We start from the raw sequence: 26655 nt of genomic DNA on the forward strand, positions 1-26655 counted from the left end.
AGTGAGGACTCATATGAACGACAGCTCTACGCCTGCGCAGATGCGGGCATGGCAGTGGACGGGCACGGGCAATCCGCTGACCCTCGCGACCATCCCGGTGCCGGAACCGGGGGAGGGCGAGGTGCTCCTGCGGGTGCGGGCGGCCGGGATGTGCCACTCCGACGTCGGGGAACTCGATGAGCCCTCGTGGGCGGAGAACATCCACCGGTGCCCCATCACCCTGGGGCACGAGATCGCCGGGGAGGTCGTGGGGCTCGGCTCCGGGGTCGCCGGGGTCTCGGTGGGGGACCGGGTCGGCGTCCACCCGCTCGGGGCGACCGTACCCGGGTACGGCAGGGACGGTGGGTACGCCGCGTTCCACGTGGCCCCCGCGACCGACCTGGTCCCGCTACCCGAGGGGCTGTCCTACGAGTTGGGTGCGCTGGGCACGGATGCGGGGATGACCTCGCATCACGCCGTCGCCGAGGTGGCGGGGGTGAAGGCTGGCGACCGGGTCGGGATCATCGGCCTCGGCGGGCTCGGCCAGATCGGGGCGCGCATCGCGGTGCTCCTGGGCGCCGAGGTGCACGCGGCCGACCCCAGCGCCGACGCGCGCCGGCTGGGCGAGGAACTGGGCGCCACCACCGTGGTCGCCGATGCCGCCGAGTTGGCCGGGTCGGGCCTGGACTCCGTGATCGACTTCGCCGGCTTCGCGACGACCGCGCAGGCCGCGGTCCGGGCGATCCGCGTGGGCGGGACGGTCGTGATGATCGGCATGGGGGCACACACCTCAAAACTCGTCACCGCGGACGTCATCCACCAGAAGGCCGTCATCCGAGGATCCTCGGGGGGCACCAAATGCGACATCGAGTCCGTCTACCGCTACCTCCGGGCCGGGCAGATCGCCCCGGTGGTCGAGCACCTGGATTTCGAGCGGGTGGCCGACGGTATCGACAGGCTTCGCGAGGGGAGGGTCACCGGCCGCCTCGTGGTGACCATGTGACCCGCACACTGCGTTGCGACGCACGCCACCACAACAGACCAACCAGAAGAGGACGGACATCATGACGACAGCACAGAACGGCCGGTTCGAGGGCAGGGTCGCCCTGGTCACCGGGGCGGCCTCGGGTATCGGGGCGGCCGTGGCCAGGCAGCTGGCGGGCGAGGGGGCCCGGCGCGTTCACGTGGTCGACCTCGCGGAGGAGGCGGCGCGGACGGTCGCCGACGAGATCGGCGGGGTCGCCCACGGCGTGGACGTGGCCGACCCCGACGCGGTCCGCGCGCTGTTCGAGGCGGTCGTGAGCGAGGACGGGCGGCTCGACGTGGTGGTCCACGCCGCCGGGATCGACGATCCGGTGGCCAAAGGGCACATCTACGAGGCGGCGGAGAAGGGCGAGCCGGTCGACGTGCTGTCCCGGCTCGAGGACTCCACATGGCGGCGGATCCACGCGGTCAACCTCGACGGCACCTTCCACATCCTCCGCGAGTCGGTCCGTGCCATGCGGCCGAACGGTGAGGGGGCGATCGTCACGGTCGGGTCGTCCGCGGCGTTCGACACCCTCGTCGGATACCCGCACTACGCGTCCTCCAAGGCCGCCGTCCACGCGCTGAGCCAGTCCGTCGCCAAGGAGGTCGTCCACTTCGGTATCCGGGTGAACACCGTGGCTCCGGGCCCGGTGGACACGGCCATGGCCGCGCGCACGCCGGAGTCGGTCCGCAAGCGGATGAACGACGGCAGCGCCTTCGGCTACGCCACCGCGGAACAGCTCTCCGAGAGCATCTGCTACCTGGCCTCCGATCAGGCGTCGAACGTCGTCGGCGCGGTGCTCCTGAGCAACGGGGGCCGCTTCACGGTGTGACGGGCGGCGAGCGGCGAGCGAGTTCACCGAAACCCGGACAGAATGTGATCCGACTCATACAGTGGCTGAAGTGAGTTCAACTCAGTGAGCTCTCGACCATTCGTAAGGGGACTGTATGAGGTTCGGAAAACTTACCGCGGCGGTGGCGGGGCTCGCCGCCACCGCGCTCGTCGTGACCGGGTGTGGCTCCGCCGGCGGGTCCGGGTCGGAACTCGCCGGATCGTGGGACGAGATCGTCACCGCTGCAACTGAAGAGGGGAGCGTGACGATCTACTCGAACCACGCCCCCGCGAACCTCGAGGCGCTCAAGGCCGCTTTCGAGGCGAAGTACCCGGGGATCGAACTGACGTATGTCCGTGGGACGGACTCCGACCTCATCCCCAAGGTCGAGGTGGAGAACCGGACGGGCAACGGGGTCGCCGACGTCCATATGACCACCGACGCCGGTTGGATTCAGCGCAGCCTCGACGCCGGAGAGTATTCGGTGGAGGTGGTCGCCCCCGCGGTCGAGAACCCGGACTACCGGGCCGAGGACGGGGTGCTCGACGACACGTTCTTCGTCACCAGTGCGACCTCCATAGGGCTGGCCTGGAACACGCAGAACGTCCCCGGGGGTCTCGCGTCGCCGGAGGACCTGCTCGACCCGCGACTCGAGGGCAAGGTCGGGGTCGTCACGCCCGCGGGGTACCCCGCCGTCGTCCACATCTACCGGCGGATGGACATCGACTACGGTGAGGCCTTCGTCGAGCGGCTCGCCGCTCTCGATCCCCGCATCTACACCAGTGGTCCGGGGGTCACCCAGGCGTTGGCGTCGGGGGAGGTCTGGGCTGCGCCGGGCGCTTCCATGGATGTCCTGGTGGAGCGCGACAAGGGGGCGCCGGTCGACTTCGCGCTGCCGGAGAACCCCATCGGCATCCCGTTCTACTCCCACGTGCTGTCGGCGGCGCCCAACCCCAACGCCGCCCAGCTCCTCGCCGACTTCATGGTCACGGCCGAGGGGCAGGAGGCGCTGTCGGAGAACTACATCGCCGCCCTGCCGGGCATTCCAGGCACGGGAGTCGAGGGCTCGGACGTCGTCGCCCAAGACCTCGAACTGGCCGATCCCGACACGCTCGAGGCCTCTGCCGTCAGCGAGTACGTGGCCCGGTGGGAGCAGATGTTCCTCGGGTGACGATGCACCCGTAAGTGGGTCGATCAAAGTTAACTCACGTCAGCTATTGCAGTGACGCCGATCACGTCGTAGTCTCCATTTGAATCTAGTTCAATTCGGCTCCGCTGGGAGCTGCGGAAGGAGGGAAGCCATGGGCTTCTCCAAGATCAAGGCCGCCGTCGCCGGCGGGGCGGCGCTCGCGCTGATCCTCACGGGCTGCGGCTCGGACAACGGGTCGGATTCCGAGCTCGCGGGGTCGTGGGACGAGATCGTCTCGGCCGCGACGGAGGAGGGGAGCGTGACCATCTACTCCACGCACTCACCGGACAACCTCGAGGCGCTCAAGCAGGCGTTCGAGGCAGAATACCCCGGCATCACGCTCACCTACGTGCGCGGGACCGACGCGGACATCCTGCCGAAGATCGAGGTCGAGAACTCGACCGGCTCCGGTGTCGCGGACGTCCACATGACCACGGACGCGGGGTGGATCGAGCGCAGCTTCGACACGGACTACTCGGCCGAGTTGGTCGCGCCAGGCCTGGAGAACCCCGAGTACAACGCCGACGAGAGCGTTCTCGAGGACAAGTTCTTCCTCACCAGCGCGACCGTGTTCGGGCTCGGCTGGAACACGACGAACGTGCCCGAGGGGCTGCAGTCCCCCGACGACGTGCTCGAGCCGCGACTGAGGGGCAAGGTCGGCATCCAGAACCCCAACGGCATCCCCACCTACGTGGACATGTACCGCAGCATCGACGAGGACTACGGCGACGGCTTCCTCGACCGGCTGGTGGAGATGGAGCCGCGCATCTACCCGAGCGCGGTGGGAATCACCCAGGCGCTGGCCTCGGGCGAGGTGTGGGCGGCGCCGATGGCGGCCAGCAACATCCTCACCGAGCAGGCCAAGGGGGCCCCGGTCGACTTCGCCCTTCCCGAGACCCCGTGGGGTGTGCCGTGGTACTCGCACGTGCTGGCCTCGGCACCCAACCCCAACGCCGCGCAGCTGCTGGCGGACTTCCTCGTCTCGCCCAAGGGTCAGGAGGCCATCTCGGCCGACTACCTCGCGGTTCTGCCCGGCATCCCGGGCACCGGGGTGGAGGGGTCCGACGTCACCGCGCAGGACGTGGAGCTGGGCGATCCCGACACCCTCGACCCCGAGTCCGTCCAGCAGTTCCAGGCCCAGTGGGAGCAGCAGTTCCTCCAGTGACCCGTCTCCGGCCCGCGGTGCAGTGGACACGCGCCGCGGGCCGGCCGTCCACGGCCGGTCCCCGTCCCGGTGAACTACACGAAGTAGAGGTCGAACAGTAATGACAAGTCCAGGTTCACGGACGATATGGCGTCACCGCTTGATGTACGTGCCACTGATCCTCGTGCTCGGATACCTGGTGGTCTGGCCGCTCATCAAGCTGCAGACGCTGGCGTTCGAGAACGGTGCGGCGGGCTACCGCTCGCAGTACGGCCGGGCGGACATCCTCGAGACCCTGCAGACGACCGCGGCACTCGCATTCTTCTCACTGGTGATCGCGATGGTGTGCGGCACCGTCCTCGCGTTCGCCACCACCCGGTTGCCCCGGCGCATGGGGTTTCTCAAGCTGGTGCCCATCCTTCCGATCGTCATCCCGTCGGTCGCGAACGTCGTCGGATTCGCCTTCCTGCTCTCCCCGGGGCCGGGGTACGTGAACGTTCTGCTCCGGATGTTGCCGTGGTGGAGCGACCTGCAGTCCGGCCCGGTGAACGTCTACAGCCCCACGTGGATCATCATCATCACCGGCTTCAGCCTCACGTCGTTCGTGTACCTCTTCGTCAGCGCCGGGATGCAGAACATCAGCGGTGAGCACCTCGAGGCCGCGCAGATCGCCGGTTCGACGACCATCGGCACGTTCTTCAAGATCGTCCTGCCGCTGTTGCGCCCGTCCCTCGTCTACGGCGCCGGGGTGGCTCTCCTCCTGGGGCTGGGCCAGTTCACCGCACCTCTCCTGCTGGGTCAGAACGAGGGCGTCAAGGTGTTGGCCACCGAGATGTACCTGAGGGCCTCGGAGTCGCCCATCAACTTCGCGGCCGCCGCGGCCGCGGGGTCGCCGCTCGTGGTCATGGGGATCCTCGTGGTCTTCGGCCAGAAGGCTCTCCTGGGGAACCAGGCCCGCTTCGTCACCCACGGGGGCAAGTCATTCTCCCCGGTGGGCGGGTCGTCACACTGGGCCACCGTGATCGTCGCTCTGTACGGACTGGTCGCGCTCGTCCTGCCGTTGGTCGGGGTCATCATCGTCTCGCTGACCCCGTTCTGGTCCGGTGACCTGTCGTGGGACCTGTTCACCCTCGCGAACTATGAAGCCCTGGTCACCACCCCGGGCATCGTGGACTCGGTGGTGACCAGTGTGGTCACCTCGATCATCGCGGTGCTGATCTGTGTCCCTATCGGCTTCGGAGTGGCGAATCTGATGGTCAAGCGGCAGGATCTGCCCTTCCTGCGGACGATCGCCGATCTCATCACCGCCTTGCCGATGGGCATCCCCGCCATCATCTTCGGTGTCGGGTTCCTTCTCACCTACACCGAGCCCCCGCTCGTGCTCTACGGGACCAGGGCCGTCATCGTCCTGGTCTACGTGGTGCTGATGATCCCGTTCGCGGTGCGGATGCAGCTGACCGCGCTCATCTCGATGGGCGACAAGTACGAGGAAGCCTCGGCGGTCTCCGGAGCGGGACCCCTGGCCACGATGGCCCGCATCACCCTGCCGATGCTCCGGCCGACGATCCTCAGCTCGATCGCACTGATGTTCATCCTGCTGACCCACGAGTTCGCGGCGTCGCTCATGGTCCGCTCGGCGACCACGCAGGTCATGGGCACGTTGCTCTACGACCACTGGAGCAACGGCTCGTACACGCTCGTCGCGGCCATGGCCATCCTCATGTCGGCGGTCACCGGTGCCGGCGTCGCGGTGGCGATGCTGGTCGGCGGCCGAAACGTCCTGGAGAAGCTGTGAATCCGCCCCCCGGGCACGCGCCCGCCCTGTTCCCCGGTGTCCCCGCCGCGCGAGAGCGCCGGCACGAATGTGAGGAATTCTCATGACCGCCACAATCGAGATCTCCGGTCTCACCAAGCAATACGGAACCAACGTCGTCGTGGACGAACTCGACCTGGAGATCGACGCGGGGGAGTTCCTCGTCCTGCTCGGTCCCAGTGGGTGTGGGAAGACCACGACGCTGCGGTGTCTGGCAGGCCTGGAGACGCCGGAGAAGGGGTCGATCAGCTTCAACGGCAAGCCGATGTTCGACGCGTCCGGCCGGGTCGACGTCCCGCCCAACAAGCGGAGCGTCGGGATGGTGTTCCAGTCCTACGCGCTGTGGCCCAACATGACGGTGCGCAAGAACATCGCCTATCCGCTCAAGGCCCGCAAGCTCAAGGAGGCCCTCGACGCCGGACGCGTCGAGCAGGTGGCCGACATGGTCGACTGCGGCCACCTGCTGGACCGCTATCCCGCCCAACTCAGTGGTGGTCAGCAGCAGCGGATCGCCGTCGCACGGGGGATGGCGGCCCGGCCCGATCTCGTCCTGTTCGACGAACCGCTGAGCAACCTCGACGCGTTGCTCCGGGACCAGGTGCGGACGGAGATCCACCGGCTCCACACCGAACTCGGGTTCGGCGCCGTGTTCGTCACCCATGATCACTCCGAGGCGTTCGCCCTGGGGGACCGACTGGCGATCATGAAGCACGGCAAGATCGAGCAGCTGGCCACCCCGCAGGACGTCTTCGACCACCCGGTCAGTGAGTACGTCGCCGACTTCATCGGTATGTCCAATCGGCTGGAACTCCACCGCTCGGGGTTGGAGTGGACGACCGCGGCCGGTACGGAGTTGCCACTGCGGTGCGACACGGGTGGCAGCCAGGCGATCTCGGCACGGCTGTGGCCCGACGACATCACCCTCCACCGCGTGGACGAGGACGTCTCGTCCCGCGAGATCGTCCTGGACGCAACGCTGCTGTCCGCCGAGTTCGGCGGCCGGCACTACGACGTCCAGGTGGGTGCCGGGCCGGAGCAGTACCGCCTCCGGGCCTCGTCCGCGGTACACGGGGACTGGCTCCGCCGCGCGCAGTCGGGGGAGCCCGTCGTCATCAGTTTCCGCTCCGAGAGCCTGAAGATCTATCCCCTCGAGCAGTCCGCTGCGCTGGTCTGACCTGCAGGAACGGTCCCTGCCGAGGCCAATTTGAACCAAGTTCAACCAAAAGGTTGACGAGACCGACACGACACTGTAGACATGAACTGAATCCAGTTCAGGAACCACGGAAGGAACGATCATGGTGCAGACCGATCACGTGCTGTTGGAGAAGGACGGCGACGTCGCCCGGGTGTGGCTCAACCGCCCCCACAAGAAGAACGCCGTCACGGTGGAGCTGCTCCACCGCCTGGATGAGATCATCAAGGAGGTCGACGCGGATCCCGAGCTCAAGGTGCTCGTGCTCCGAGGCGTGCAGAACCAGTTCTGCTCGGGCTTCGACCTCGACGAGCTGCTGGGCGACTTCGTCGGCACCACCAATGCCATGGACGTCGGCGTCCTCTCGGCCCAGGTGTGCGACCGCCTCTACTCGATGAACACGCCGTCCGTGGCCGTCCTCGAGGGCTACGTCACCGCCGGTGGCTTCGAGCTCATGATCTCGTGCGACTTCGCCATCGCGTCAGACGACGCCAAGATCGGCGACTTCCACATCCGTCGTGCCCTCTTCGGTGGCGCCGGCCCCATCTACCGCCTCCCGCGGATGATCGGGCTGCGCAAGACCAAGGAGCTCATGCTCACGGGCAAGCTGCTCTCGGGCCAGGAGGCCAAGGACTTCGACCTCATCAACGACTCGGCCCCCGCCGACAAGCTCGACGAGTGCGTCGAGGAGTTCATCGGGCAGCTGACGGACAAGAGCCCGTTCATGATGAAGCTGACCAAGATGGCCGTGAACCAGGGCCTGGACGCCGACATCAAGTCGCTCATGATCATGGAGCACTTCGCCGTGGGCAACTCGCTGCAGTCGGAGGACGGCAAGGAGGGCATCCAGGCCTTCCTCGAGAAGCGCGAGCCCAAGTGGGTCGGCCGCTGATCTGACAGATCACGGAGCGGGGAACGTCAACGGACCAACAGGAGTGCACACGATGAACCAGAACGAGAACACCACCCCGCGGTTGCGGGGGAGTCGATGTGACGACTGCGCGACCGTGGCGTTTCCCGCCTCCGTGACCTGTCAGCGCTGCGGCAGCTCCGACATCTCCGCGATCGACCTCTCCACCGTGGGAACGGTGTGGACGGCCACGATCCAGCGTTTCCCCCCGAAGTCGCCTCCCTACGTCCCGCCGGCCGAGGGGTTCGTCCCCTTCGCCGTCGGGTATGTCGAACTGCCCGAGGGCGTCAAGGTCGAGGCACTTCTCGACGGAACCTCACCCGCCGAGCTCATCGGCCGCGAGGTCGAACTGGTCGAGGCCCACCCGGTGCCGCGCTTCGCGTCGGCCGCCACCACCACCGAGGAGAACTGATGTCGGACGTGTCCATCGTCGGTGCCGGACTGTCGAAGTTCGGCCGTCAGGACGGGATCACCGGCCGGCAGATGGCCGTGACCGCGATCCGTACCGCCCTGGCCGACGCCGGCCTGGAGTGGTCGGACGTACAGATCGCGTTCGGAGGCAGCGACGGTTCGGGCCTCGCCGACACCCTCGTGGCGGACCTCGGGCTCACCGGCATCCCGTTCACCAACGTCAAGAACGGCTGCGCCACCGGTGGCAGCGCCCTGGTGTCGGCCATCAACGCGATCAGATCCGGCGCGGCGGAGGTCGCCCTCGCCGTGGGCTTCGACAAGCACCCCCGTGGGGCGTTCGACCCGCGGGCCGAGGACTGGGGCCTGACCGAGGGGTACGGCACCCACGGGCTCATGGTCACCACGCAGTTCTTCGCCATGAAGATCTCCCGGTACATGGCCCGCCACGGCATCTCCGAGACCACGCTGGCGCGCGTGGCGGAGAAGGCCTATCGCAACGGCAGCATCAACCCCAACGCCTGGCGCCGCGACCTCAAGACGCTGGAGGAGATCGCGGCCTCACCGATGGTCAACGATCCCCTCACCCAGTTCATGTTCTGCAACCCCGGCGAGGGTGGCGCCGCGATCCTCCTGGCCTCCGAATCCGTCGCCGCCCGCATGGGCGGGCGCGCCGTGGCCGTACGGGCGGTCTCCACCGGCACGCGGCCGTTCGGGTCCTTCGAGGTGTTCAGCCCCGCGGTCCTGGGTGAGGGCGAGCCCAGCAGCGTGAGCACCGAGGTGGCCCGCCGCGCGTTCGAGGCCGCGGGTGTGGCCCCGTCCGACATCGACGTCGCCCAGCTCCAGGACACCGAGTCCGGTGCGGAGATCATGCACCTGGCCGAATGCGGGTTCTGTGAGGACGGCGAGCAGGAACACATGCTCGCGAACGGCGAGACCGAGATCGGCGGGCGCCTGCCGGTGAACACCGACGGCGGGTGCCTGGCCAACGGGGAGCCGATCGGCGCGTCCGGACTGCGGCAGGTGCACGAGATCGTCACGCAGCTGCGCGGCGAGGCAGGTGAGCGTCAGGTCCGGGGCGAACCGAGGCTCGGATTCACCCACGTGTACGGCGCCCCCGGGATCAGCGCGTGCACCGTCCTGGAAGGGGGCCGGCGATGACCGCACAGACCACGAGTGAGACCACGGGCCGGACCGATGCCCAGCCGGCAGGACTGCCCGGGTTTGTCGACGCCGCGCGGCAGTGGCTGGACACCGTGGCCAGCCCCCGGCAGGCCCGCCCGTGGGGTGAGGGCTCCGACGCGGTGGTGGTGTTCGAGAACTGGACCGCGGAGCAGGAACGCGCGGAGACCGACCGCCGTCGCGAGTACGAGCAGGCCAAGTCCGACGCCGGCTTCGGCGCCATCACGTGGGGCGCCGAGTACGGCGGTCGCGGCCTGCCGATCGCCTTCGACCTGGCCTTCCGGCGCCTCGAGGCCGACTACGACCTGCCGCAGCGCACCGAGATGTTCCCCGTCACCCAGCAACTCATCGCCCCGACCATCGCCCAGTGGGGGACCGAGGAGCAACGGGCGGAATACGTCCGCGCGATGCTGCGCACCGATCTCATCGCCTGCCAGCTGTTCTCCGAGACCGAGGCCGGGTCCGACCTGGCCGCCGTGCGTACCCGCGCGGTGCAGAAGGACGGCCGCTGGGTGCTCAACGGGTCCAAGGTCTGGACCTCCGGGGCCCGCGTGGCCGACTACGGCGTGGCCGTCTGTCGGACCGACGCGGACGTCCCCAAGCACCAGGGTCTGACGGTGTTCATCGTCCCGATGGACGCCCCCGGTATCACCGTGCGCCCGATCCAGCAGATGACCGGTGGCACGTCGTTCAACGAGGTCCTCATCGACGACGTCGAACTGGACGACCGCTACCGCCTCGGCCCGGTCGGGGCCGGGTGGAAGGTCGCGCTCACCGTGCTGGCCGCCGAGCGGCTCGACTCGGGCAACCTCGGGCTGGACAACGCCGACCAGGCCGTCGAACTGGCCAGGAACCTCGGCCGCGAACTCGACGCACTCGACCGGGACACGGTGGCCGATCTGGTCTGCCGAAGCTTCGTCCAGCGGCTCGTGGGTATGCGCGTCGCCGCCGCCGTCGGCGCCGGCCGGGAGCCCGGACCGGAGGCCTCCGTCGGCAAACTCCTCGCCACCGACACCATGGCCCGGACCTCGGAGACCGTCCGCGCGCTGCTGGGCCCCGACCTGACCCTTCGCGGCGACCGGTGGGGGACCTGGGCCTGGACCGAACACGTCCTGGGCGCCCCCGGTTACCGGATCGCCGGCGGAACCGACGAGATCCAGAGGAACATCCTCGCCGAGCGCGTGCTCGGCCTACCCCGGGAGCCGAGGCCATGACCACCACGTCCGAGACCACTCACGAGACCGAACTGCGGGACCGGGTCGTCGCCGGGCTCGAGGCCCGCGGCGTCGCCGGCCCGTTCGGCACCCTCGAGCCCATGCTCGGCGGGCACTCCGGCCTGACCTACCGCATCGCGGGTGCCGACGAGGAGTTCGTCGTCAAGTCGGTCCCGCCGGGGCAGAAGGCGATCGGACGCCACGACATGCTCCGTCAGGCCCGGATCATGTCCGCGCTCGCGGACACCGACGTCCCCGTCCCCGGCATCCGGGCGACCGACGATGAGTCGCCGGCGTGGTTCGCGATGGACCTGGTCCGGGGCGAGTCGCTGGAGCCCGTGCTCGACGACCCCGCGGTGGAGCCGGAGCTGGCCGCCGCGCGCATGCGCCGTGCGGCGGAGATCCTGCCCGTCCTGCACGCGGTCCCGCTCTCGTCCCTGCCCGTCGACGGCGACGTCCTCTCGCCCGCCGACGAGCTCGCGAGGTGGGCCCGCACGATGGCGGCGGTCCCCGCCGAGCTGGTGCCGGATGCGGGGCGATTCGAAAAGCTGCTCTCCGCCCGCGTCCCGGGTCCCGTCGACCCGGTCCTGGTGCACGGTGACTACCGGCTGGGCAACATCCTGTCCGCCGGCACGGAACCCGCCGCGCTCATCGACTGGGAGATCTGGAGCCCGGGTGACCCGAGGGTGGAGTTGGGCTGGTTCCTCGTCTTCGCCGACGGGACCAACTTCCCGGGCGTGGGCCGCGAGGTCGCCGGCCTGCCGACCGCCGAGGAGCTGATCGACACCTACAGTGCGGCCGCCGGGCCGCTGTCCGACTTCACCTGGTTCGACGCGCTCGGCCGGTTCAAGATGGCCGCGATCATGGGCCACAACCTGCGGCGCCACCGCGAGGGCAGGCACCACGACCCCGCGCAGGAACTGCTCCCCGAGACGATCAGCCGACTCATTGCCACCGGCATCGACCGGCTGGCCTGACGCGCACACCCGAGAAACGAGACAGATCATGGATTTCGCGTATTCCCCGCGGACGGCGGAGCTCGCCGAGAAGCTTCAGGTGTTCATGGATGAGCACGTGTACCCGGCAGAGGCGGTGTACGACCGCCAGATCGCCGAGAACGACAACCCGCACGAGCAGCCGCAGGTGATGCGGGACCTCCAGCGCACCGCCCGCGAGCAGGGCCTGTGGAACCTCTTCATGGCCCACGGCGACCTCGGTGCGGGCCTGACGAACCTCGAGTACGCACCCCTGGCGGAGATCGTCGGTCGCTCGCTCATCGGCAACGAGGCGATCAACTGCTCCGCCCCGGACACCGGGAACATGGAGATCCTCGCGCTGTACGGCACCCCCGAGCAGAAGAAGCAGTGGCTCGAGCCGCTGTTGGCGTGCGAGATCCGGTCGGCGTTCGCCATGACCGAGCCGGCCGTCGCGAGCTCGGACGCCACCAACATCTCCACCAGTATCATCCGCGACGGCGACGAGTACGTCATTAACGGCCGCAAGTGGTACGCCTCCGGTGTACTGGACCCGGACTGCAAGCTCATGATCGTGATGGGCAAGTCGGACACGGAGGCGGCGACCTATCGGCAGCAGTCGATGATCCTCGTCCCGATGGACACCGAGGGCGTCACGGTCGTGCGCGACCTGCCGATGCTCGGGTACCACGACCGTCTCGGTCACGGCGAGGTCCTGTTCGAGAACGTCCGCGTCCCGGCCACCAACATGCTCGGCGAGGAGGGCGGCGGCTTCGCGATCGCCCAGGGCCGCCTCGGACCCGGCCGGATGCACTACGCCATGCGCGCGATCGGCATCGCCGAGCGGGCCCTGGAGATGATGTGCCAGCGCGCCACCGACCGCGTCGCCTTCGGCGAGCCCCTGGCCAAGCGTGGCGTCATCAGGGAGTGGATTGCCCGCAGCCGGATCGAGATCGACCAGATCCGGCTCGTCACCTTCAAGGCCGCGTGGCTCATGGACACCCAGGGCAATGCCGCCGCGCGGTCCGAAGTGGCCGCGATCAAGATCAGTGCGATGGAGACCGCGCACCGGGTCGTCGACCGCGCGGTGCAGACCTACGGTGCGGCGGGCGTGAGCGACGACAACGTCCTCGGGCGCTTCTTCGCGCTGACCCGCGCGCTGCAGATCGCGGACGGGCCGTCGGAGGTCCACCTGCGCACGATGGCTCGCCTCGAGCTGAAGAAGTACACCGCCACCACGGAGGTCACGCGATGAGTTCCCCTACCGGACTTCTCGACGGCAAGGTCGCCCTGGTCACGGGCGCCACGCGAGGGCTGGGCAAGGCCACGGCGCTGGCCCTGTCCGAGGCCGGCGCCACGGTGATCGTCTCCAGCCGCAAGGCCGAGCAGTGCGAGGCCGTGGCCCGGGAGATCTCCGAGGCCACCGGGACCCCCGCGCACCCTCTGGCGCTGCACGTGGGGGACTGGGACGCCATCGAGCCCGCCGTCGACACGATCGTCGCCGAACACGGCTCGCTCGACATCGTGGTCAACAACGCCGGGATCGCGCCACTCGCGCCGACCTCGCTCGACGTCACCCAGGGACTGTTCGCCAAGACGATCGAGGTCAATCTCCAGGGCCCGTTCCGTCTCATGGCGGTGGCAGGCGACCGGATGGTCAGGGCCGGCGGCGGTTCGATCATCAACATCTCCAGCATCGGTGCCGAGCGGCCCAGCCCGCAGGAGGCCACCTACGCGGCGGCGAAGAACGGGCTCAACGCGCTCACCCGCGCCTTCGCCCAGGAGTACGCCCCGAGCGTCCGGGTCAACTGCATCATGCCCGGGGCGTTCGCCTCCGACATGGCGGCGGACTGGGACTCCGAGTTCCTCGGGCTCGTCACGGGGCGCCTGCCGGCCGGGCGTCTCGGTGATCCGCGTGAGCTCGCCGGGATGGTCGTGCACCTCGCCTCCGACCAGGCCGGCTACACCACGGGCGCGCTGATCCCCGTGGACGGTGGACGGACGGCGGTGTACTGATGGCCACCCCAGCAGAACTGTTCGACCTCTCCGGACGGGTCGCCGTCGTCACCGGTGCGTCCTCCGGTCTGGGTGACGGGTTCGCCCGCACACTGGCCGCCGCCGGGGCCACCGTGGTGGCCGCGGCCCGCCGCGCAGACCGCCTCGAGGCGCTCGCCGCGGACCTCCCCGGTGTGGTCCCGGTGGAGTGCGACATCACGGTCCCGGCCGACCGGGAGCGGCTCGTCGGTGTCGCGGCCGAGATCAACGGTGGGGTCGACATCCTAGTGAACAACGCCGGACGTCCCGGACCGCCGGACGCGCTGACCGAGAGCGCCGAGGAGTTCGACGACATCCTCCGGGTCAACCTCACCTCCGGCTTCCACCTGTCGGTGGCGGCGGTCAAGGCACGTCCGGAGGACCGCGAGATGTCCATCATCAACGTCTCCTCGGTGATCGGGCTGGTCTCGACCGCGCCGATCGGTGGAGCCGGGTACGCGGCCAGCAAGTCCGCGGTGATCGGCACGACCCGCGAACTCGCCGGACAGTGGGGGCGTCAGGGGATCCGGGTCAACGCGGTCGTGCCCGGATGGTTCGATACCGAGATGACCGACGGACTCTTCACGAACGACAAGTCAGCCGGCTGGGTGCGCCGGAACTCGATGCTCGGTCGCGGTGGACGCGAGGGCGAGGTCGACGGCGCGGTGCTGTTCCTGGCCTCCGACGCGTCGAGCTACGTCACCGGGCACGTGCTGACCGTGGACGGGGGATGGACCGCGCGATGACCGCCAGGGAGACAGCCACGGAGACCGCCACGGAGACCGCCGCGCTACCCCGCGAGATGCGGGCACTCAGGCTCCACGAATGGGGTGTCACGCCGTCGCTGGACCGCGTCCCGGTGCCCCGGCCGGGGCCGGGCCAGGTTCTCCTGCGCGTCGACGCTGCCGGTCTCTGCCATTCCGACCTGCACATCATGGACGCGGCCGCCGGGGTACTGCCCTACACGCTGCCGTTCACCCTCGGCCACGAGGTGATGGGCACCGTCGTGGCCGTGGGCGACGACCGGGACCGTGAATGGATCGGGCGCTCGTGTGGGGTGCACGGTGTCTGGTCGTGCGGGCAGTGCCGGGCGTGCGCGGCCGGACGGGACAACTACTGCGTCGAGCTCAGCGGTCCGATCGGCTGCGGAACGGGATTCGACGGCGGACTCGCGGACTTCATCCTCGTGCCGTCCACCCGGCATCTCGTCGAGCTGGATCCGGCGGCCGGCCCCGAAGTGGCGCCGATGACCGATGCCGGACTCACCGCCTACCACGCGGTCGTGTCCCAGCCCGTCGACCTCCGCGGCGCCATCGTGGTGGTGATCGGCATCGGCGGCCTCGGACATCTCGCACTTCAGGTGCTGGCCCTGCGCGAGCCGTCGGTGATCCTCGCCGTGGACCCGCGGGAGTCCGCCCGCGAGCTCGCCCTGCGACTGGGCGCCCACCATGCCGTGGCGTCGGTCGCGGAGGTGGACGCACTCGTCGCCGAGCTGTCCGGCGGTTCCGGAGCCGATCTCGTGCTGGACTTCGTCGGCGCCCCGGACACCATGGGCGGTGCACCGGGCCTCATGGCCGGAGGCGCCTGCCTCGTCGTGGTGGGCTCGGCCGGCGGGAGCCTGACCGTGACCAAGGGCGGCGCGCTGCCGCGCGGCTGGCGCGTGGAGGCTCCGTTCTGGGGCCCGCATCACCACCTGCAGGACGTACTCGATCTGGCGGTGGCCGGTGACCTGGCGGCGGTCGTGGAGCAGCGTCGTCTGGACGAGGTCCTCGAGGCCTATCAGGACCTGCGGGACGGCCGGGCGGACGGACGCCTCGTCGTCGTCCCCTGACACGCGTCACCACCGACGCCGGACCCTCGGCGGCCCCGTCACACCCCACCCACATCCTTCACACACCATCGAGGAGAACGCGACCATGAAGCAGCTGGCCCGGGACGTCACAGAACGTGCCGCCCGAACCCCCGACGCCATCGCGGTCGTCGACGGAGACGGCGCGCACACGACCGCCGAGGTCCTGGATGCCGCGCGGGAGCTCGCGACCGTTCTCGAGTCGGCCACCGACGGCCCCGCCACCGTGCTCGTCCGCGCGGACAACTCCTGGCGCACCGTGGCGGCCGCTCTCGCCGTCGGACTGACCGGTGGTCTGCTCGCGGTGATGAGCGGGCACGCCACGCGGTCCGAGTTCGACGTCGCGATGGAGGACCTCCGACCCGATGTCGTCATTGCCGACGGCCCGCTCTGTCAGGTGTGGAACCTGCCCGGGCACGGCTTCGTCCCGGCCGGCGCGGCCCTGTCCGGGTGGGAGGTACACGGCCCGTCGGACGGGCGGTCGCGTGGCGTCGACCGCTGGGAGGGCGGGTCGGTGGCGGCGATGACCTCCGGCTCGACCGGGCGTCCGAAGTGCGTTATCCAGACCGAGGACGCCCTGCGGTATGCGGGCGAGGCGACCATCGACGCGGTGGGGTTGCAGCCGGGTGATGCGATCGGCGCGCTGGTGCCGCTGTCGTCCGCAGCGGCGATCTGCTTCGGGATGTACCTGCCCACCATGCTCGGCGGTCCGATGGTCGCCGACGCGAAGTGGAATCCGGAGAATGCCGTCGCCGTCCTGCGTGACAACAAGGTCGCGTGGACGATGCTCGTTCCCACCATGGCGCTCCAGCTCACTCTCGTCGACGACGCCGCCGGCGCCCTGTCCGCGATGAAGGCCATGACGGTCGGTGGCGGACCCATGAACCAGAACTCGTTGCGCTCCGCGGAGCTCAAGCTGGGCACCACGTTCCTGCGGGTGTTCGGGATGTCCGAGGCGCTGGGACACACGACGCCCTCTCCGGAGGACGGGGTCGAGGTCCGGCTCGGCCGCGACGGCCGTCCCTTCCCCGGGACCGTGTCCCGGGTCGTGGACGAGAACGGACGGGAGCTCGGGGTGGGCCAGGTCGGTTCGCTGCAGGTCAAAGGGCCGTCGGTGTTCCTCGGTTACGCGCGCGGTGGCGAGCCCGTGGCACCGGACGTGACCGAGGACGGGTTCCTGGCCACCGGGGACCGCGCCGTGCTGTTCGACGACGGCTGCGTGAGCATCCGGGGCCGTGAGAAGGACCTCATCATCCGCGGCGGGCGGAACATCGACATCAACGAGGTCGAGGCCGCAGTGGCCGGCATCCCGGGCATCCACCAGGTGTGCGTGGTCCCCGTCCCGGATCCCGTACTGGGGGAGCGGGCGGCCGCACTGGTGGTCGTGGACGGGGAGGCTCCGAGCCTGGAGGACGTCCGTCGCGAACTGGAGGCCGCGGACTTCCCCAAGTTCAAGTGGCCTGAGTTCGTCATCGCCGTCGACGCGCTGCCTCAGTCCCGGGTCGGCAAGCTCGACCGGTCCGGCGCCGCGGAGCTCGCTGCGACGCTCGCCGGCGACACCACGACCTAGCGGTTGCAGCGAGCGTCTTCACGAAAGAAAGTGTGAGTTGAACTCACTTTCGCTTAATCTTGATCGATAATCACCGAGCACGGGGGTACTACGCGATGACGGCCAGCACCAAGACCGAGGGACCGCGATCCAAGCGGAAGGTCATCCTGGACGCCGCCGTGGCGAACTTCGGAAGTGTCGGTTACGAACACACCAAGTGGGCGACCGTGGCGAAAGAGGTGGGGATCGGTCAGACCGCCCTCTACCACTATTTCGAGTCCAAGGCGCACTGCCTGTTGACCATCATGACCGCCGAGCTCACCCGGTATCACGAGAGGTTCGAGGCCGCGATCGACGGCGCCTCCGACGTCGAGTCCGAGCTCCGCGCAGTGATCGCGAGCGCCTACGACATCACCGAGAGCGAGGCGCTCCAGGCGCGCATCCTCCTGCACCACATCGACATGCTCGCGACGCCGCGGTCATCGGCGCGCGAGGAGGAGGAGCGGGTCCGCGCGCGCGAGATGGTTCGCGTGGTCGAGAAGGCCTGGTCCGACCTGCTCGGGCGCGGGATGGACTCGGGGGAGTTCCCGCGGCGGGACGAGAAGGAGCTCGGCCGGTTCGTGCTGGGCCTCATCAACTCGGTGTGGAACTGGTACCGGCCCGCCGGTGGTCGCAGTCTGTCCGAGGTCGCGGAGTCGGTCACCGACGCCTGCGTGAGGCTGGTGCACTGACGACGTTCCGTCCCGGCGGGTGGGTGCGGGTGCTACCTTGGCCACAGAAGTTGAAGTGAATTCAAGTGTGGAGGAAGACATGTACAACCTGATCGTCATGGCGTCCAAGCCGAGCGAGTGGACCCACGAGCAGTTCATCGAGTGGTGGCGGGGCGAGCACGCCGACGTCACCTACCCGTTGCCCGGCCTGCGTCGCTGGTCCCACACCGCTGTCAAGGAGACCGGTGGGAACAAGCACTCCCTCGGGTGGGACGGGGTGTCGGTCCTCAGCTTCGACTCGAAGGAGGCCTACGACGCGATGCTCGAGAGCCCGGAGTGGGCCAAGGCCGCCGAGCACGTCGGCTCCATGGGGGGCCGCGCCATCATGGTGATGGGCGACGAGCAGGTCATGGTCTCGCAGTCGTGACCACCCAGGGGGTGGACTGGGCCGAGATCGGGACCTATCAGGTGGCCGACTCGGTGCACCGTATCCCCCTGCCGATGCCGCAGGACGGTCTGCGGGCGATCAATGTCTACGTGGTCCGCGGGGTCGACGGGGTGTCTCTCATCGACGCCGGCTGGAACGTCCCCGGCAACCTCGAGATCCTCCGGGACGGTCTGGCGTCGATCGGCCTGGCCCTCGAGGACATCGCCGACGTCCACGTCACGCACATCCACCGTGACCACTACACGATGGGCCCCGAACTGCGTCGGCGGGTCGGTGCGCGGGTGCACCTGGGTCGGATGGAGGAACCGGGGCTCACCGCACTCCGGAACCTCGCGAACACGGTGCCGGCTGACTCGCTCGAGCAACTCCGCCGCGCCGGGGCGCCCGGCGTCGCCGAGGCCGCGCGGACGCAGGCGCTCACCGAAGAGTGGTTCGAGTCCGATTGGGAGCTGCCGGACGAATGGACCGATCAGGGTCCGGTGTCGGTGGCGGGCCGGGACATGCGGGCCACGGTGACCTCCGGCCACACCAAGGGGCATCTGGTCTTCGACGATCCCGCCCTCGGTGTGACCTTCACCGGCGACCACGTGTTGCCCAGGATCTCGCCGTCGATCGGGTTCGAGCTGGGGGGCTGGGACAACCCCCTCGGCGACTACCTGGTCTCGCTGGAGGGGATGCTGCGCCGTCCCGATGCGGTGATGCTGCCGGCGCACGGTGCCGTCGGGGGGAGTGTCCACGGACGGGTCCGTGAACTCCTCGATCACCACGATGTGCGGCTCGACGCGACCCGGCGGGTCCTGCTCGGGTCCCCCGGGGCCACCGGACACGAGGTGGCGGGCTCGTTGCCCTGGACCCGCCGGGAGCGGACGTTCGCCGAGCTGGACGACTTCAACCAGATGATCGCGGTCTGCGAGACGATGGCCCACCTCGACGTCCTGGTCGCCCGGGGTGCGGCCGTGGTGGACCACGTGGACGGCGACGGGGTGCAGCACTTCATCGCGGCCTGACGACGCCCGGCCTCGTCGCCTGACTGTCGACCGGGTCAGCAGCCCGCGGGACGATCCCGCGGGCCGCTGACCCGTTCGCCGTCGGCCGCCGTCGGTCGCCCGGGTCAGCGGGCGGTCCAGCCGCCGTCCGCGTAGACCTCCGTGCCGGTCATGAACCCGGCGTCGTCGCTGGCGAGGAACGCGACACTGCCGGCGATCTCGGCGGGCGTCCCGAGGCGGCCCATGGGGGTGTTGGCCACCATCCCACGGTGACGCTCGGAGCCCTCGTAGCGCTCGAGGAGCTGCGGGGTCTCGATGAAGCCCGGATGCAGCGAGTTCACCCGGACGCCCCTGGTCGCCCAGTGGATCGCGGCGTTCTTCGTCATGGTCCGGACCGCGCCCTTGGCCGCGTGGTAGGCGAAACTGTTGCCGAAGCCGCCGACGCTGCCGAGGATCGAGCAGACGTTGACGATCGCCCCGCCCCCGGTGCGCTCGATCGCGCCTCCGGCGTGCTTCATGCCGAGCCACACGCCGGTCTGGTCGACGTCGATCACCCGCTGCCAGTGCTCGGGCGTCTCCTCTTTGACGGACTTGATGCTGCCGATCGCGGCATTGTTGACCAGGACGTCGATCCGGCCGTGCGCCTCGAGCGTGCGGTCGACGGCGTCCTCCCAGTCCTTCTCCGACGAGACGTCGAGCGCTAGTGCGAGGTGCGGGCCGGAGGGGAGTGAGGCGACCAGGTCGTCCACGGGGGAGCCGGCGAGGTCGGCGGCGACGATCACGGCACCCTCGTCGGCGAGGCGGCGGCAGATCTCCGAACCGATTCCTCCGGTGGCACCGGTGATCAGGACGATCCGATCGGTGAAGCGTTCCATGTGTTGCCCTCTCGGTGGGATGGGGGAGCAGGAGTGTTCGCCGCGCAAGTGGCAAACCGAACTAGGTTCAGTATAGGCGTGTGGGTCGGCAGTCAGGCGGGGAATGCCACCATCAGGGCGTCTGCGACGCACGCCGGAGTGTCGCTGCCCTCGATGTCGATCGTGTACCGGGCGCACCCCAGTACTCCGCCGCCCGAGGTCTCGCGCGTCCACTCCACGCGCCCCCGGGCGCGGATGCGGTCGCCGGGTCGGACGAAGGCGGGGAACCGCACCTTGTCCAACCCGTAGTTGATCGCGCGGCCCGAGGAGTCGAAGGTGAACAGCTCGGAGCTGAGCCGGGGGATGAGGGACAGCGTGAGGTAACCGTGGGCGACGGTCGAACCGATCTCCGAGGCCGCTGCGCGCTCGGCGTCGACGTGGATCCACTGGTGGTCCTCGGTGGTGTCCGCGAAGTCGTCGATTCGGCCCTGGGTGACGGTGAACCAGTCGCCGGCGCCGAGGTCGGTGCCGGCGGAGTCCTTGAACTCCGCCACGGTTCGGAAGGTCACGGGCATGGGGGCTCTCCTGTCGTCGGGCTGCGTGACTGAACTGAGTTCAGCGTGTGACACGCTACCGTTACGGGGTGAACGACGAGTGCGGTCCCGCGAGCGGTCGGTTGACGATCGGTTACGTCCCCGGTGTCCAGCCGGACAAGTGGCTCGCGCGGTGGCGCGAGCGGAATCCGCGCGTGCCGATCTCGGCCCGGCGCGCCGGTGACCCGCGCGCGGAGCTCGCGGACTCCGCCGGCGACGACGGCTTCGACGTGATCTTCCTCCGCGAGCCCGACGATGCACCGCGCTCGGCGCCGGCCGGCCTGCTCCGGGTCCCGCTGTACACCGAGACGATGGCCGTTCTCGCCGAGAAGGACCACGAACTCGCCGCCTTCGACTCGCTGGGGATCGCCGATCTCGAGGGGGAGCGGTGGCTCGAGCCGGTCGACCCCGTCACGGCGTCGCCCGACGAGGTGTCCGCCGCGGTGGATCTCGTCGCCGCCGGCGTGGGGCTGCTCGTCCTGCCGGCACCGTACGCGAGGGCGCTGAGTCGGCGGGACGTGGTGGCGCGGCCCGTCGACGGGGTCCCCGCGACCCGGATGGGCATCGCCTGGTCGCCCGCGAGGGAGACCGATGAGTTGATCGACGAGTTCGTGGGGATCGTGCGGGGTCGCAGGGCGGGCACCTCGCGCGGAGCGGGCGAGCCCCCGCGCGAGAAGCGGACCGCGAAGGAGAAGGCCGCCGCCAAGGCGAAGGCCCGCGCCGAACGTGCGCCGAAGCCGGTGGGTCGGGGGCAGCGCAGACGCTGACCGGGCGGGTCTCAGCCGCGTGCGGCGCGGTCGATCTCAGCCGCGTGCGGCGCCGTCGACTCAGCCGCGTGCGGCGCCGACCATCCCGCGGGCGAACTCGAGGTGTCGGGCGACGACGTCGTCGGCCGACAGCGGCCCGTCGGGCCGGTACCAGGACGCGATCGACACACACAGTGAGGCGATGGCGCGGGCCGCGTCCTCGGGGTGGGCGCAGGAGAACTCCCCGGAGTCGACACCGGCGCGGATGGCGTCCTCGAGCATCTTCTGCTGTGCATCGCGCTGCGCGATGTGGCGTGCGCGCACGTCCGGGTCCATGCTGCGCATCTCGGTGGACGCCACGAACGCGTGGTCGCGCCGCGCCATGTGGAAGCGGGCGAGGCACTCCACGATGTTCTCGAACCTGGTGACGGTGCGGTCGCCGGCGTCGTCGGCCGCGGCCTGCGTGTGCGTGAGCATCTCCGCCATGGCCTGGTCGACGACCGCTGCGAGGATGGCCTGCTTCGATCGGTAGTGATGGTAGAGGCCCGGGACGGACAGTCCGGCGGCCTCGGCGATCGACCGGATCGAGGCGCCGTGATACCCGTGCCTTGCGAAGACCACCAGGGCCGCGCGGAGCGGAGGGGAGAGTTCGTCGGTGCCGAACTCGCGCCACTGCGCCAACGTCGCGGTCTCACTCATCGTCACAACACTAGCCACCCTTCGCTTGACACCGGTTGTGGTGTGGGTAACACTATGGCACACCGAGCGATCGATCGGTCGGTGAACCGCACAACAATCGTGAACGAGAGGAGCGAGGATGAGCCAGGAAGACCCGCGGCCGTGGCGCACGCTGTACCGACCGGGGCTCGACGAGAGTCTCGTGACGCGGCGGTCGACGCTCGTGGACGCCTGGCGTGAGCGTGTCGACTCCTCGCCGGACAGGGCCGCCGTCGCGTACTTCGACACCACGCTGTCGGCCCGCGAGGTCGACGCCATGGCGGATGCGCTCGCCACCGCCCTGCAGGTCCGCGGGGTGGCGCCCGGTGACCGCGTCGGCATCCACCTGCAGAACATCCCGCAGTACGCGCTGGCGATGCTGGCGCTGTGGAAGATCGGCGCCGCCGCAGTGGTCCTCAACCCGATGTACTTCGGCCGCGAACTCCGGTTGCCCGTCGAGGACTCCGGTGCGGTGGGGATCATCGCCACGGATCGGGACGCCTCCGCGATCCGCGACGCCGTGAGCGGTACCGACGTCGCATGGGTCCTCAGTACGAGCGAGCGGGACCTGCAGGCCCGGAACGACCCCCGCGCGTTCGGCGACGACCAGCAGGTCGAGCCCTCGCCGGACGGCGATCTGGTCTCCCTGATCCGCGAGTTCGAGGGACGCACGCCGGAGCCGGCGGAGGTCACCCCCGACGACCTCGCGCTTCTCACCTACACCTCGGGAACCACCGGGCCGCCCAAGGGGGCGATGAACTCGCATGCCAACGTCATCGCGGTCGCGCGGAGCTTCGCCGACTTCGTGGATCTCGTCCCGGGCGACGTGGTGCTGGCGATCGCCCCGCTGTTCCACATCACCGGCGCCGTCATCAACGCCACCGTCGCGCTGATCACCGACTCCACCCTCGTCTTCGCCGGACGTTTCCGGCCCGGCGTCATGCTCGACGCGTTCCGCGAACACGGGGTCACCTTCACCATCGGATCCATCACCGCCTACAACGCGCTCATGCGCCTCGACGAGGCGGGACCGGAGCACTTCGCGTCGGTCAAGACCCTCTACAGCGGGGGCGCGCCCATCCCGCCGTCGACGGTCGAGCGCTTCGCGGAGCGGTTCGGCCACTACATCCACAACGGATACGGCATGACCGAGACGACCTCCGGGGTCATCGCGGTGCCGCCCGGGTCGCGGGCGCCGGTCGACGAGACCAGCGGCACCCTGTCCATCGGCGTGCCGCTGCCGGGGATCGGCGCCGAGGTCGTCGGCGTCGACGACCAGCCGGTCGCCCCGGGCGAACAGGGCGAGCTCGTCCTGTCGGGACCGCAGATCGTGTCCGGCTACTGGCGCAACGAGGCCGCTACGGCCTCGACCATGCCCGGCGGCCGGCTGCACACCGGCGATGTCGCTGTCATGGACGCCGACGGCTGGGTGTACCTCGTGGACCGCCTCAAGGACCAGATCAACGCCTCCGGTTACAAAGTCTGGCCGCGGGAGGTCGAGGACGCCCTGTACGAGCACGACGCGGTGTTCGAGGCCGCCGTCGTGGGACTGCCGGACGAGTACCGCGGCGAGAAGGTCGTCGCGTTCGTCTCGCTCAAGGCCGGGCGGACGGCGACCGAGGACGAGCTGATCGCGTTCGCCTCGGATCGGCTCGCCGCCTACAAGCGGCCGGGCGAGGTCCACGTCGTCGGCGAGCTCCCCAAAACCCAGACCGGAAAGATCCGCCGTCGCGAACTCCGCGACGAACACACCCCCTCCCACTCCTCCACTCCCACCGAAGGGAACTGACATGGCCGAGGCCACCATCGACCCCGACGACCGCGGGCGGGCCGGCGCCACCACCGCCGCCACCGCAGCCCCACACCAGTCCGACAAGGCGAACCGCGGCAGCGTCCGCTCGCTGGCCGCCAGTACCACCGGGCAGCTGTTCGAGTGGTACGAGTGGACCGCCTACGCGGTCTTCGCCCCGTACATCGCCGCCGTGATGTTCAACAACGAGAACCCGGTCTCGGCGCTGCTGGCCACGTTCGCCGTCTTCGCGGTCGGGTTCCTCATGCGCCCGCTGGGCGGGATCGTCTTCGGCCGGATCGCGGACGTGCGCGGACGCAAGTTCGTCCTCATCACCACCATGCTCATGATGGCCGGCGCCAGCCTGCTCATCGGCCTGCTCCCGAGCTACGAGACGCTCGGGATCTTCGCCTCGGCGCTGCTGCTCCTGTGCCGCATGATCCAGGGCTTCGCCCACGGTGGCGAGTCGGCCACCGCCTACAGCTACGTCGCCGAGATCGCACCGCCGCACCGTCGCGGCATGTGGGGCAGCCTCGTGTTCGTCGCCATCATGGGCGGCACCGTGATCGCCTACGGCATCGGCGGCGGCATCACCGCCGTGCTCTCCGAGTCCGCCGTCGGCGAGTGGGGCTGGCGTGTGCCGTTCCTGCTCGGCGCCGTATTCGCGCTGTTCGTGCTGTACCTGCGGTCCGGCATGGAGGAGTCCGACGTCTTCGACAAGGCCGCCGCGGCCGCTGCCGCCGATCCGACCTCCCCGGTCGCCACGTTCTCGCGGCGCAAGCTCGCCGGCGCCATCGCGCTGGTCGTGGCCATGGTATCCGGCATCACCGTCGCGCACTACACCTGGAGCTCCTACGCCTCGACGTTCGCCATCACGCAGCGTGACATGGACTCGGAGGCCGCGTTCTGGGCGATCTTCGGCAGCCAGCTCATCGCCCTGTGCACCCTCCCGCTGTGGGGTCTGCTCTCGGACCACATCGGCCGGCGCCCGGTCATCTTCATCTTCGCCATCGGCACGATCATCACCACGCCGATGCTCATGGGGATGATCGACGACCGCCCGTGGACGCTGTTCCTCGCCTCGCTCGTCGCCATGACCCTGGTCGCGGCCGCCGGCTCGATCCTGTCCTCCTTCATGTCGGAGGCGTTCCCCACCAAGATGCGCACGGCGGGCATCGGGTTCGCGTACTCCCTGTCGGTGGCGGTCTTCGGCGGCAGTGCGCCGTACCTCAACGCCCAGTTCATCGAGTGGGATCTGTACTGGATGATCAGCGCCTACATCATCGCCCTGTGCGTGGCGACGATGGTCGCGACCGCCTTCATGAAGGAGACCCGGGGTCACGACCTGCACCGTGTCGGCCACAACTGAGCGTCGGCCACAACTGATCCACCCGAACCGCCCGCCCGGTCGCCCATCAACCGCGAGGATCCACGCCATGACCACTTCATCGTCCGAGTCCACGGGACTGTCCGTCGACCAGTTGCTCCGCCCCGACGTCGTGGGGCCGAAGATCGCCGAGGCCACGGGTGACCAGGTCTGGGCGGACTTCGACGCCGACCTCATCGCCGGCGGCAAGTCCAACCTCACGTTCACGCTCCGCTCCGAGGCGGGGGAGTTGATCCTGCGGCGGCCGCCGACGGGCGAGCTCCTGCCCAGCGCGCACGACATGGGCCGCGAGGCGCGGATCCAGCTCGGGTTGGCGGACACGGACGTGCCGGTCGCGAAGGTGGTGCTCAACGAGACCACCGGTGAGGACCTGGGCGTGCCGTACTACGTGATGGAGAAGGTGGTTGGCCACGTCATCCGTGACGCGCTGCCGGCGGGCTTCGCCGAATCCGACGACGACAAGGCGGCCATGGCGGACGCCCAGATCGACGCGATGGTCGCGCTCCACGCGGTGGACCAGAACGCGGTGGGCCTGGGGGATCTCGGTCGCCCGGACGGCTATCTGGAGCGGCAGCTGCGACGCTGGCTCGGGCAATCCGAGAAGGCGTCCGACTCCGTTCGAGCCGACCGGCTGCCCGACCTGGCCGCGCGTCTCGGCGAGAGCATGCCCACCTCGCCGTCGTCGCGGATCATCCACGGTGACTACCGGCTCGACAACTACGTCGTCGACCCCGACGACCCGGGGCGCATCAAGGCGATCCTCGACTGGGAGCTGTCCACCCTCGGTGATCCGGTCGCCGACCTCGCGCAGACGGTTCTGTACTGGGGTGACCCGAACGGGCCGACCGTGCCGCTCATCCCCAGCATCACCACTGAGCCGGGCTGGCCCGGACCGCAGCGGTTGCTCGACCGGTACTGCGCGGCCACCGATACCGATCCGTCCCACATGCCGTGGTACCTGGCGTTCGCCACGTTCAAGTTCGCGGCGATCGCCCAGGGCGTGGCGACGCGCTCCGAGGCCGGCGACATGGCCGGTCAGGACTTCGGCGACATCGGCCCGCAGATCCGCGAGCTGGTCGACCACGGCCACTCGATCCTCGACTCCAGGAAGGTGACCAACTGATGGCCG

At 69.4% G+C, this 26655-nt stretch carries 26 protein-coding genes; 23 read left to right on the forward strand and 3 right to left on the reverse strand.

The features are described from left to right. The first annotated feature begins 13 nt into the window (after nt 1–13). The 19 genes from Q2K20_RS05970 (at nt 14) to Q2K20_RS06060 (ending at nt 19461) form a co-directional block, all read left to right on the forward strand. Entirely contained in the window at nt 14–982 is a 969-nt protein-coding gene (locus tag Q2K20_RS05970; RefSeq protein WP_269500907.1) for a zinc-binding dehydrogenase, read from the forward strand. A gap of 61 nt (nt 983–1043) precedes the next feature. Continuing rightward, nucleotides 1044–1838, forward strand: coding sequence for an SDR family NAD(P)-dependent oxidoreductase (locus Q2K20_RS05975; RefSeq protein WP_269500908.1), 795 nt, complete (start codon nt 1044–1046; stop codon nt 1836–1838). Nucleotides 1839–1953: 115 nt separating this feature from the next. Further along, entirely contained in the window at nt 1954–3009 is a 1056-nt protein-coding gene (locus tag Q2K20_RS05980; protein ID WP_269500909.1) for an ABC transporter substrate-binding protein, read from the forward strand. 130 nt (nt 3010–3139) lie between these two features. Further along, nucleotides 3140–4192 carry an ABC transporter substrate-binding protein gene (locus Q2K20_RS05985; protein ID WP_269500910.1) on the forward strand — a complete coding sequence of 351 codons (1053 nt, stop codon included), beginning with the start codon at nt 3140–3142 and terminating at the stop codon, nt 4190–4192. A 142-nt stretch (nt 4193–4334) separates the two neighbouring features. Further along, entirely contained in the window at nt 4335–5966 is a 1632-nt protein-coding gene (locus Q2K20_RS05990; RefSeq protein ID WP_269500911.1) for an ABC transporter permease, read from the forward strand. Nucleotides 5967–6048: 82 nt separating this feature from the next. Beyond that, on the forward strand, nt 6049–7158 hold the full coding sequence (locus Q2K20_RS05995) for an ABC transporter ATP-binding protein (protein WP_269500912.1): 1110 nt from the start codon (nt 6049–6051) through the stop codon (nt 7156–7158). Between the two features lie 121 nt (nt 7159–7279). Beyond that, nucleotides 7280–8068, forward strand: a complete 789-nt coding sequence (locus Q2K20_RS06000) for an enoyl-CoA hydratase/isomerase family protein (protein WP_269500914.1) — start codon at nt 7280–7282, stop codon at nt 8066–8068. 52 nt (nt 8069–8120) lie between these two features. Beyond that, nucleotides 8121–8498: a Zn-ribbon domain-containing OB-fold protein gene (locus Q2K20_RS06005; protein ID WP_269500915.1), complete on the forward strand. Its 378-nt coding sequence runs from the start codon at nt 8121–8123 to the stop codon at nt 8496–8498. Next, nucleotides 8498–9655 carry a thiolase family protein gene (locus Q2K20_RS06010; protein ID WP_269500916.1) on the forward strand — a complete coding sequence of 386 codons (1158 nt, stop codon included), beginning with the start codon at nt 8498–8500 and terminating at the stop codon, nt 9653–9655. The genes Q2K20_RS06005 and Q2K20_RS06010 overlap by 1 nt, the downstream gene beginning before the upstream one ends. Then, nucleotides 9652–10890 (forward strand): acyl-CoA dehydrogenase family protein, encoded by a 1239-nt coding sequence (locus tag Q2K20_RS06015; protein ID WP_269500917.1) that lies wholly within the window; start codon nt 9652–9654, stop codon nt 10888–10890. Before Q2K20_RS06010 ends, Q2K20_RS06015 begins: the two co-directional genes overlap by 4 nt. Then, on the forward strand, nt 10887–11867 hold the full coding sequence (locus Q2K20_RS06020; RefSeq protein WP_269500918.1) for a phosphotransferase family protein: 981 nt from the start codon (nt 10887–10889) through the stop codon (nt 11865–11867). Before Q2K20_RS06015 ends, Q2K20_RS06020 begins: the two co-directional genes overlap by 4 nt. 28 nt (nt 11868–11895) lie before the next feature. Beyond that, entirely contained in the window at nt 11896–13119 is a 1224-nt protein-coding gene (locus Q2K20_RS06025) for an acyl-CoA dehydrogenase family protein (RefSeq protein ID WP_269500919.1), read from the forward strand. Next, nucleotides 13116–13880 (forward strand): SDR family NAD(P)-dependent oxidoreductase, encoded by a 765-nt coding sequence (locus Q2K20_RS06030; RefSeq protein ID WP_269500920.1) that lies wholly within the window; start codon nt 13116–13118, stop codon nt 13878–13880. The genes Q2K20_RS06025 and Q2K20_RS06030 overlap by 4 nt, the downstream gene beginning before the upstream one ends. Then, nucleotides 13880–14644: an SDR family NAD(P)-dependent oxidoreductase gene (locus tag Q2K20_RS06035; RefSeq protein WP_269500921.1), complete on the forward strand. Its 765-nt coding sequence runs from the start codon at nt 13880–13882 to the stop codon at nt 14642–14644. The genes Q2K20_RS06030 and Q2K20_RS06035 overlap by 1 nt, the downstream gene beginning before the upstream one ends. Continuing rightward, nucleotides 14641–15729, forward strand: a complete 1089-nt coding sequence (locus tag Q2K20_RS06040; RefSeq protein WP_269500922.1) for an NAD(P)-dependent alcohol dehydrogenase — start codon at nt 14641–14643, stop codon at nt 15727–15729. The genes Q2K20_RS06035 and Q2K20_RS06040 overlap by 4 nt, the downstream gene beginning before the upstream one ends. An 85-nt stretch (nt 15730–15814) precedes the next feature. Further along, nucleotides 15815–17317, forward strand: coding sequence for a class I adenylate-forming enzyme family protein (locus Q2K20_RS06045; RefSeq protein WP_317176752.1), 1503 nt, complete (start codon nt 15815–15817; stop codon nt 17315–17317). 95 nt (nt 17318–17412) lie between these two features. After that, nucleotides 17413–18027 (forward strand): TetR/AcrR family transcriptional regulator, encoded by a 615-nt coding sequence (locus tag Q2K20_RS06050; RefSeq protein WP_269500924.1) that lies wholly within the window; start codon nt 17413–17415, stop codon nt 18025–18027. A 79-nt stretch (nt 18028–18106) separates the two neighbouring features. Further along, nucleotides 18107–18433 carry an EthD domain-containing protein gene (locus tag Q2K20_RS06055; RefSeq protein ID WP_269500925.1) on the forward strand — a complete coding sequence of 109 codons (327 nt, stop codon included), beginning with the start codon at nt 18107–18109 and terminating at the stop codon, nt 18431–18433. After that, complete coding sequence (locus Q2K20_RS06060; protein WP_269500926.1) at nt 18430–19461, forward strand: MBL fold metallo-hydrolase; 1032 nt, start codon at nt 18430–18432, stop codon at nt 19459–19461. Before Q2K20_RS06055 ends, Q2K20_RS06060 begins: the two co-directional genes overlap by 4 nt. Before the next feature lie 104 nt (nt 19462–19565). Here Q2K20_RS06060 and Q2K20_RS06065 read toward each other — a convergent pair whose 3' ends face one another. Together Q2K20_RS06065 and Q2K20_RS06070 are read right to left on the reverse strand one after the other, a co-directional pair. Then, a complete protein-coding gene (locus Q2K20_RS06065; RefSeq protein ID WP_269500927.1) occupies nt 19566–20315 on the reverse strand; it encodes an SDR family NAD(P)-dependent oxidoreductase in 750 nt (249 codons plus the stop codon). A gap of 92 nt (nt 20316–20407) precedes the next feature. Beyond that, nucleotides 20408–20869: a MaoC family dehydratase gene (locus tag Q2K20_RS06070; protein WP_269500928.1), complete on the reverse strand. Its 462-nt coding sequence runs from the start codon at nt 20867–20869 to the stop codon at nt 20408–20410. A 68-nt stretch (nt 20870–20937) separates the two neighbouring features. On the opposite strand from Q2K20_RS06070, the gene Q2K20_RS06075 reads away from it, so the two are divergent. Continuing rightward, on the forward strand, nt 20938–21654 hold the full coding sequence (locus tag Q2K20_RS06075) for a LysR family transcriptional regulator substrate-binding protein (RefSeq protein ID WP_317176753.1): 717 nt from the start codon (nt 20938–20940) through the stop codon (nt 21652–21654). A gap of 60 nt (nt 21655–21714) precedes the next feature. Here the strand turns inward: Q2K20_RS06075 and Q2K20_RS06080 are convergent, their stop codons facing one another. Next, nucleotides 21715–22332 (reverse strand): TetR/AcrR family transcriptional regulator, encoded by a 618-nt coding sequence (locus Q2K20_RS06080; protein ID WP_269500930.1) that lies wholly within the window; start codon nt 22330–22332, stop codon nt 21715–21717. A gap of 118 nt (nt 22333–22450) precedes the next feature. Here Q2K20_RS06080 and Q2K20_RS06085 point away from each other — a divergent pair, with 118 nt between their 5' ends. The 3 genes from Q2K20_RS06085 to Q2K20_RS06095 all read left to right on the forward strand — a co-directional run bounded on the left by Q2K20_RS06085 (nt 22451) and on the right by Q2K20_RS06095 (nt 26649). After that, entirely contained in the window at nt 22451–24139 is a 1689-nt protein-coding gene (locus Q2K20_RS06085) for a class I adenylate-forming enzyme family protein (RefSeq protein WP_269500931.1), read from the forward strand. A gap of 1 nt (nt 24140) precedes the next feature. Continuing rightward, nucleotides 24141–25508, forward strand: a complete 1368-nt coding sequence (locus Q2K20_RS06090; RefSeq protein WP_269500932.1) for an MFS transporter — start codon at nt 24141–24143, stop codon at nt 25506–25508. Nucleotides 25509–25575: 67 nt separating this feature from the next. After that, entirely contained in the window at nt 25576–26649 is a 1074-nt protein-coding gene (locus Q2K20_RS06095) for a phosphotransferase family protein (protein WP_269500933.1), read from the forward strand. Nucleotides 26650–26655 lie beyond the last annotated feature (6 nt).

This window comes from Dietzia sp. IN118, from assembly GCF_032905965.1.
Taxonomy (GTDB): domain Bacteria; phylum Actinomycetota; class Actinomycetes; order Mycobacteriales; family Mycobacteriaceae; genus Dietzia; species Dietzia kunjamensis.

Excerpts from the sequence above, each read along its gene's own strand:
- Q2K20_RS06015 (WP_269500917.1), top strand. The coding sequence starts at position 9,652 with ATGACCGCACAGACCACGAGTGAGACCACGGGCCGGACCGATGCCCAG.
- Q2K20_RS06070 (WP_269500928.1), bottom strand. The coding sequence starts at position 20,869 with ATGCCCGTGACCTTCCGAACCGTGGCGGAGTTCAAGGACTCCGCCGGC.
- Q2K20_RS05995 (WP_269500912.1), top strand. The coding sequence starts at position 6,049 with ATGACCGCCACAATCGAGATCTCCGGTCTCACCAAGCAATACGGAACC.
- Q2K20_RS06020 (WP_269500918.1), top strand. The coding sequence starts at position 10,887 with ATGACCACCACGTCCGAGACCACTCACGAGACCGAACTGCGGGACCGG.
- Q2K20_RS06090 (WP_269500932.1), top strand. The coding sequence starts at position 24,141 with ATGGCCGAGGCCACCATCGACCCCGACGACCGCGGGCGGGCCGGCGCC.
- Q2K20_RS06050 (WP_269500924.1), top strand. The coding sequence starts at position 17,413 with ATGACGGCCAGCACCAAGACCGAGGGACCGCGATCCAAGCGGAAGGTC.
- Q2K20_RS05970 (WP_269500907.1), top strand. The coding sequence starts at position 14 with ATGAACGACAGCTCTACGCCTGCGCAGATGCGGGCATGGCAGTGGACG.
- Q2K20_RS05975 (WP_269500908.1), top strand. The coding sequence starts at position 1,044 with ATGACGACAGCACAGAACGGCCGGTTCGAGGGCAGGGTCGCCCTGGTC.
- Q2K20_RS06085 (WP_269500931.1), top strand. The coding sequence starts at position 22,451 with ATGAGCCAGGAAGACCCGCGGCCGTGGCGCACGCTGTACCGACCGGGG.
- Q2K20_RS05985 (WP_269500910.1), top strand. The coding sequence starts at position 3,140 with ATGGGCTTCTCCAAGATCAAGGCCGCCGTCGCCGGCGGGGCGGCGCTC.
- Q2K20_RS06025 (WP_269500919.1), top strand. The coding sequence starts at position 11,896 with ATGGATTTCGCGTATTCCCCGCGGACGGCGGAGCTCGCCGAGAAGCTT.
- Q2K20_RS05990 (WP_269500911.1), top strand. The coding sequence starts at position 4,335 with ATGTACGTGCCACTGATCCTCGTGCTCGGATACCTGGTGGTCTGGCCG.
- Q2K20_RS06000 (WP_269500914.1), top strand. The coding sequence starts at position 7,280 with ATGGTGCAGACCGATCACGTGCTGTTGGAGAAGGACGGCGACGTCGCC.
- Q2K20_RS06035 (WP_269500921.1), top strand. The coding sequence starts at position 13,880 with ATGGCCACCCCAGCAGAACTGTTCGACCTCTCCGGACGGGTCGCCGTC.
- Q2K20_RS06005 (WP_269500915.1), top strand. The coding sequence starts at position 8,121 with ATGAACCAGAACGAGAACACCACCCCGCGGTTGCGGGGGAGTCGATGT.
- Q2K20_RS06010 (WP_269500916.1), top strand. The coding sequence starts at position 8,498 with ATGTCGGACGTGTCCATCGTCGGTGCCGGACTGTCGAAGTTCGGCCGT.
- Q2K20_RS06030 (WP_269500920.1), top strand. The coding sequence starts at position 13,116 with ATGAGTTCCCCTACCGGACTTCTCGACGGCAAGGTCGCCCTGGTCACG.
- Q2K20_RS06045 (WP_317176752.1), top strand. The coding sequence starts at position 15,815 with ATGAAGCAGCTGGCCCGGGACGTCACAGAACGTGCCGCCCGAACCCCC.
- Q2K20_RS06065 (WP_269500927.1), bottom strand. The coding sequence starts at position 20,315 with ATGGAACGCTTCACCGATCGGATCGTCCTGATCACCGGTGCCACCGGA.
- Q2K20_RS06095 (WP_269500933.1), top strand. The coding sequence starts at position 25,576 with ATGACCACTTCATCGTCCGAGTCCACGGGACTGTCCGTCGACCAGTTG.
- Q2K20_RS06055 (WP_269500925.1), top strand. The coding sequence starts at position 18,107 with ATGTACAACCTGATCGTCATGGCGTCCAAGCCGAGCGAGTGGACCCAC.
- Q2K20_RS05980 (WP_269500909.1), top strand. The coding sequence starts at position 1,954 with ATGAGGTTCGGAAAACTTACCGCGGCGGTGGCGGGGCTCGCCGCCACC.
- Q2K20_RS06080 (WP_269500930.1), bottom strand. The coding sequence starts at position 22,332 with ATGAGTGAGACCGCGACGTTGGCGCAGTGGCGCGAGTTCGGCACCGAC.
- Q2K20_RS06040 (WP_269500922.1), top strand. The coding sequence starts at position 14,641 with ATGACCGCCAGGGAGACAGCCACGGAGACCGCCACGGAGACCGCCGCG.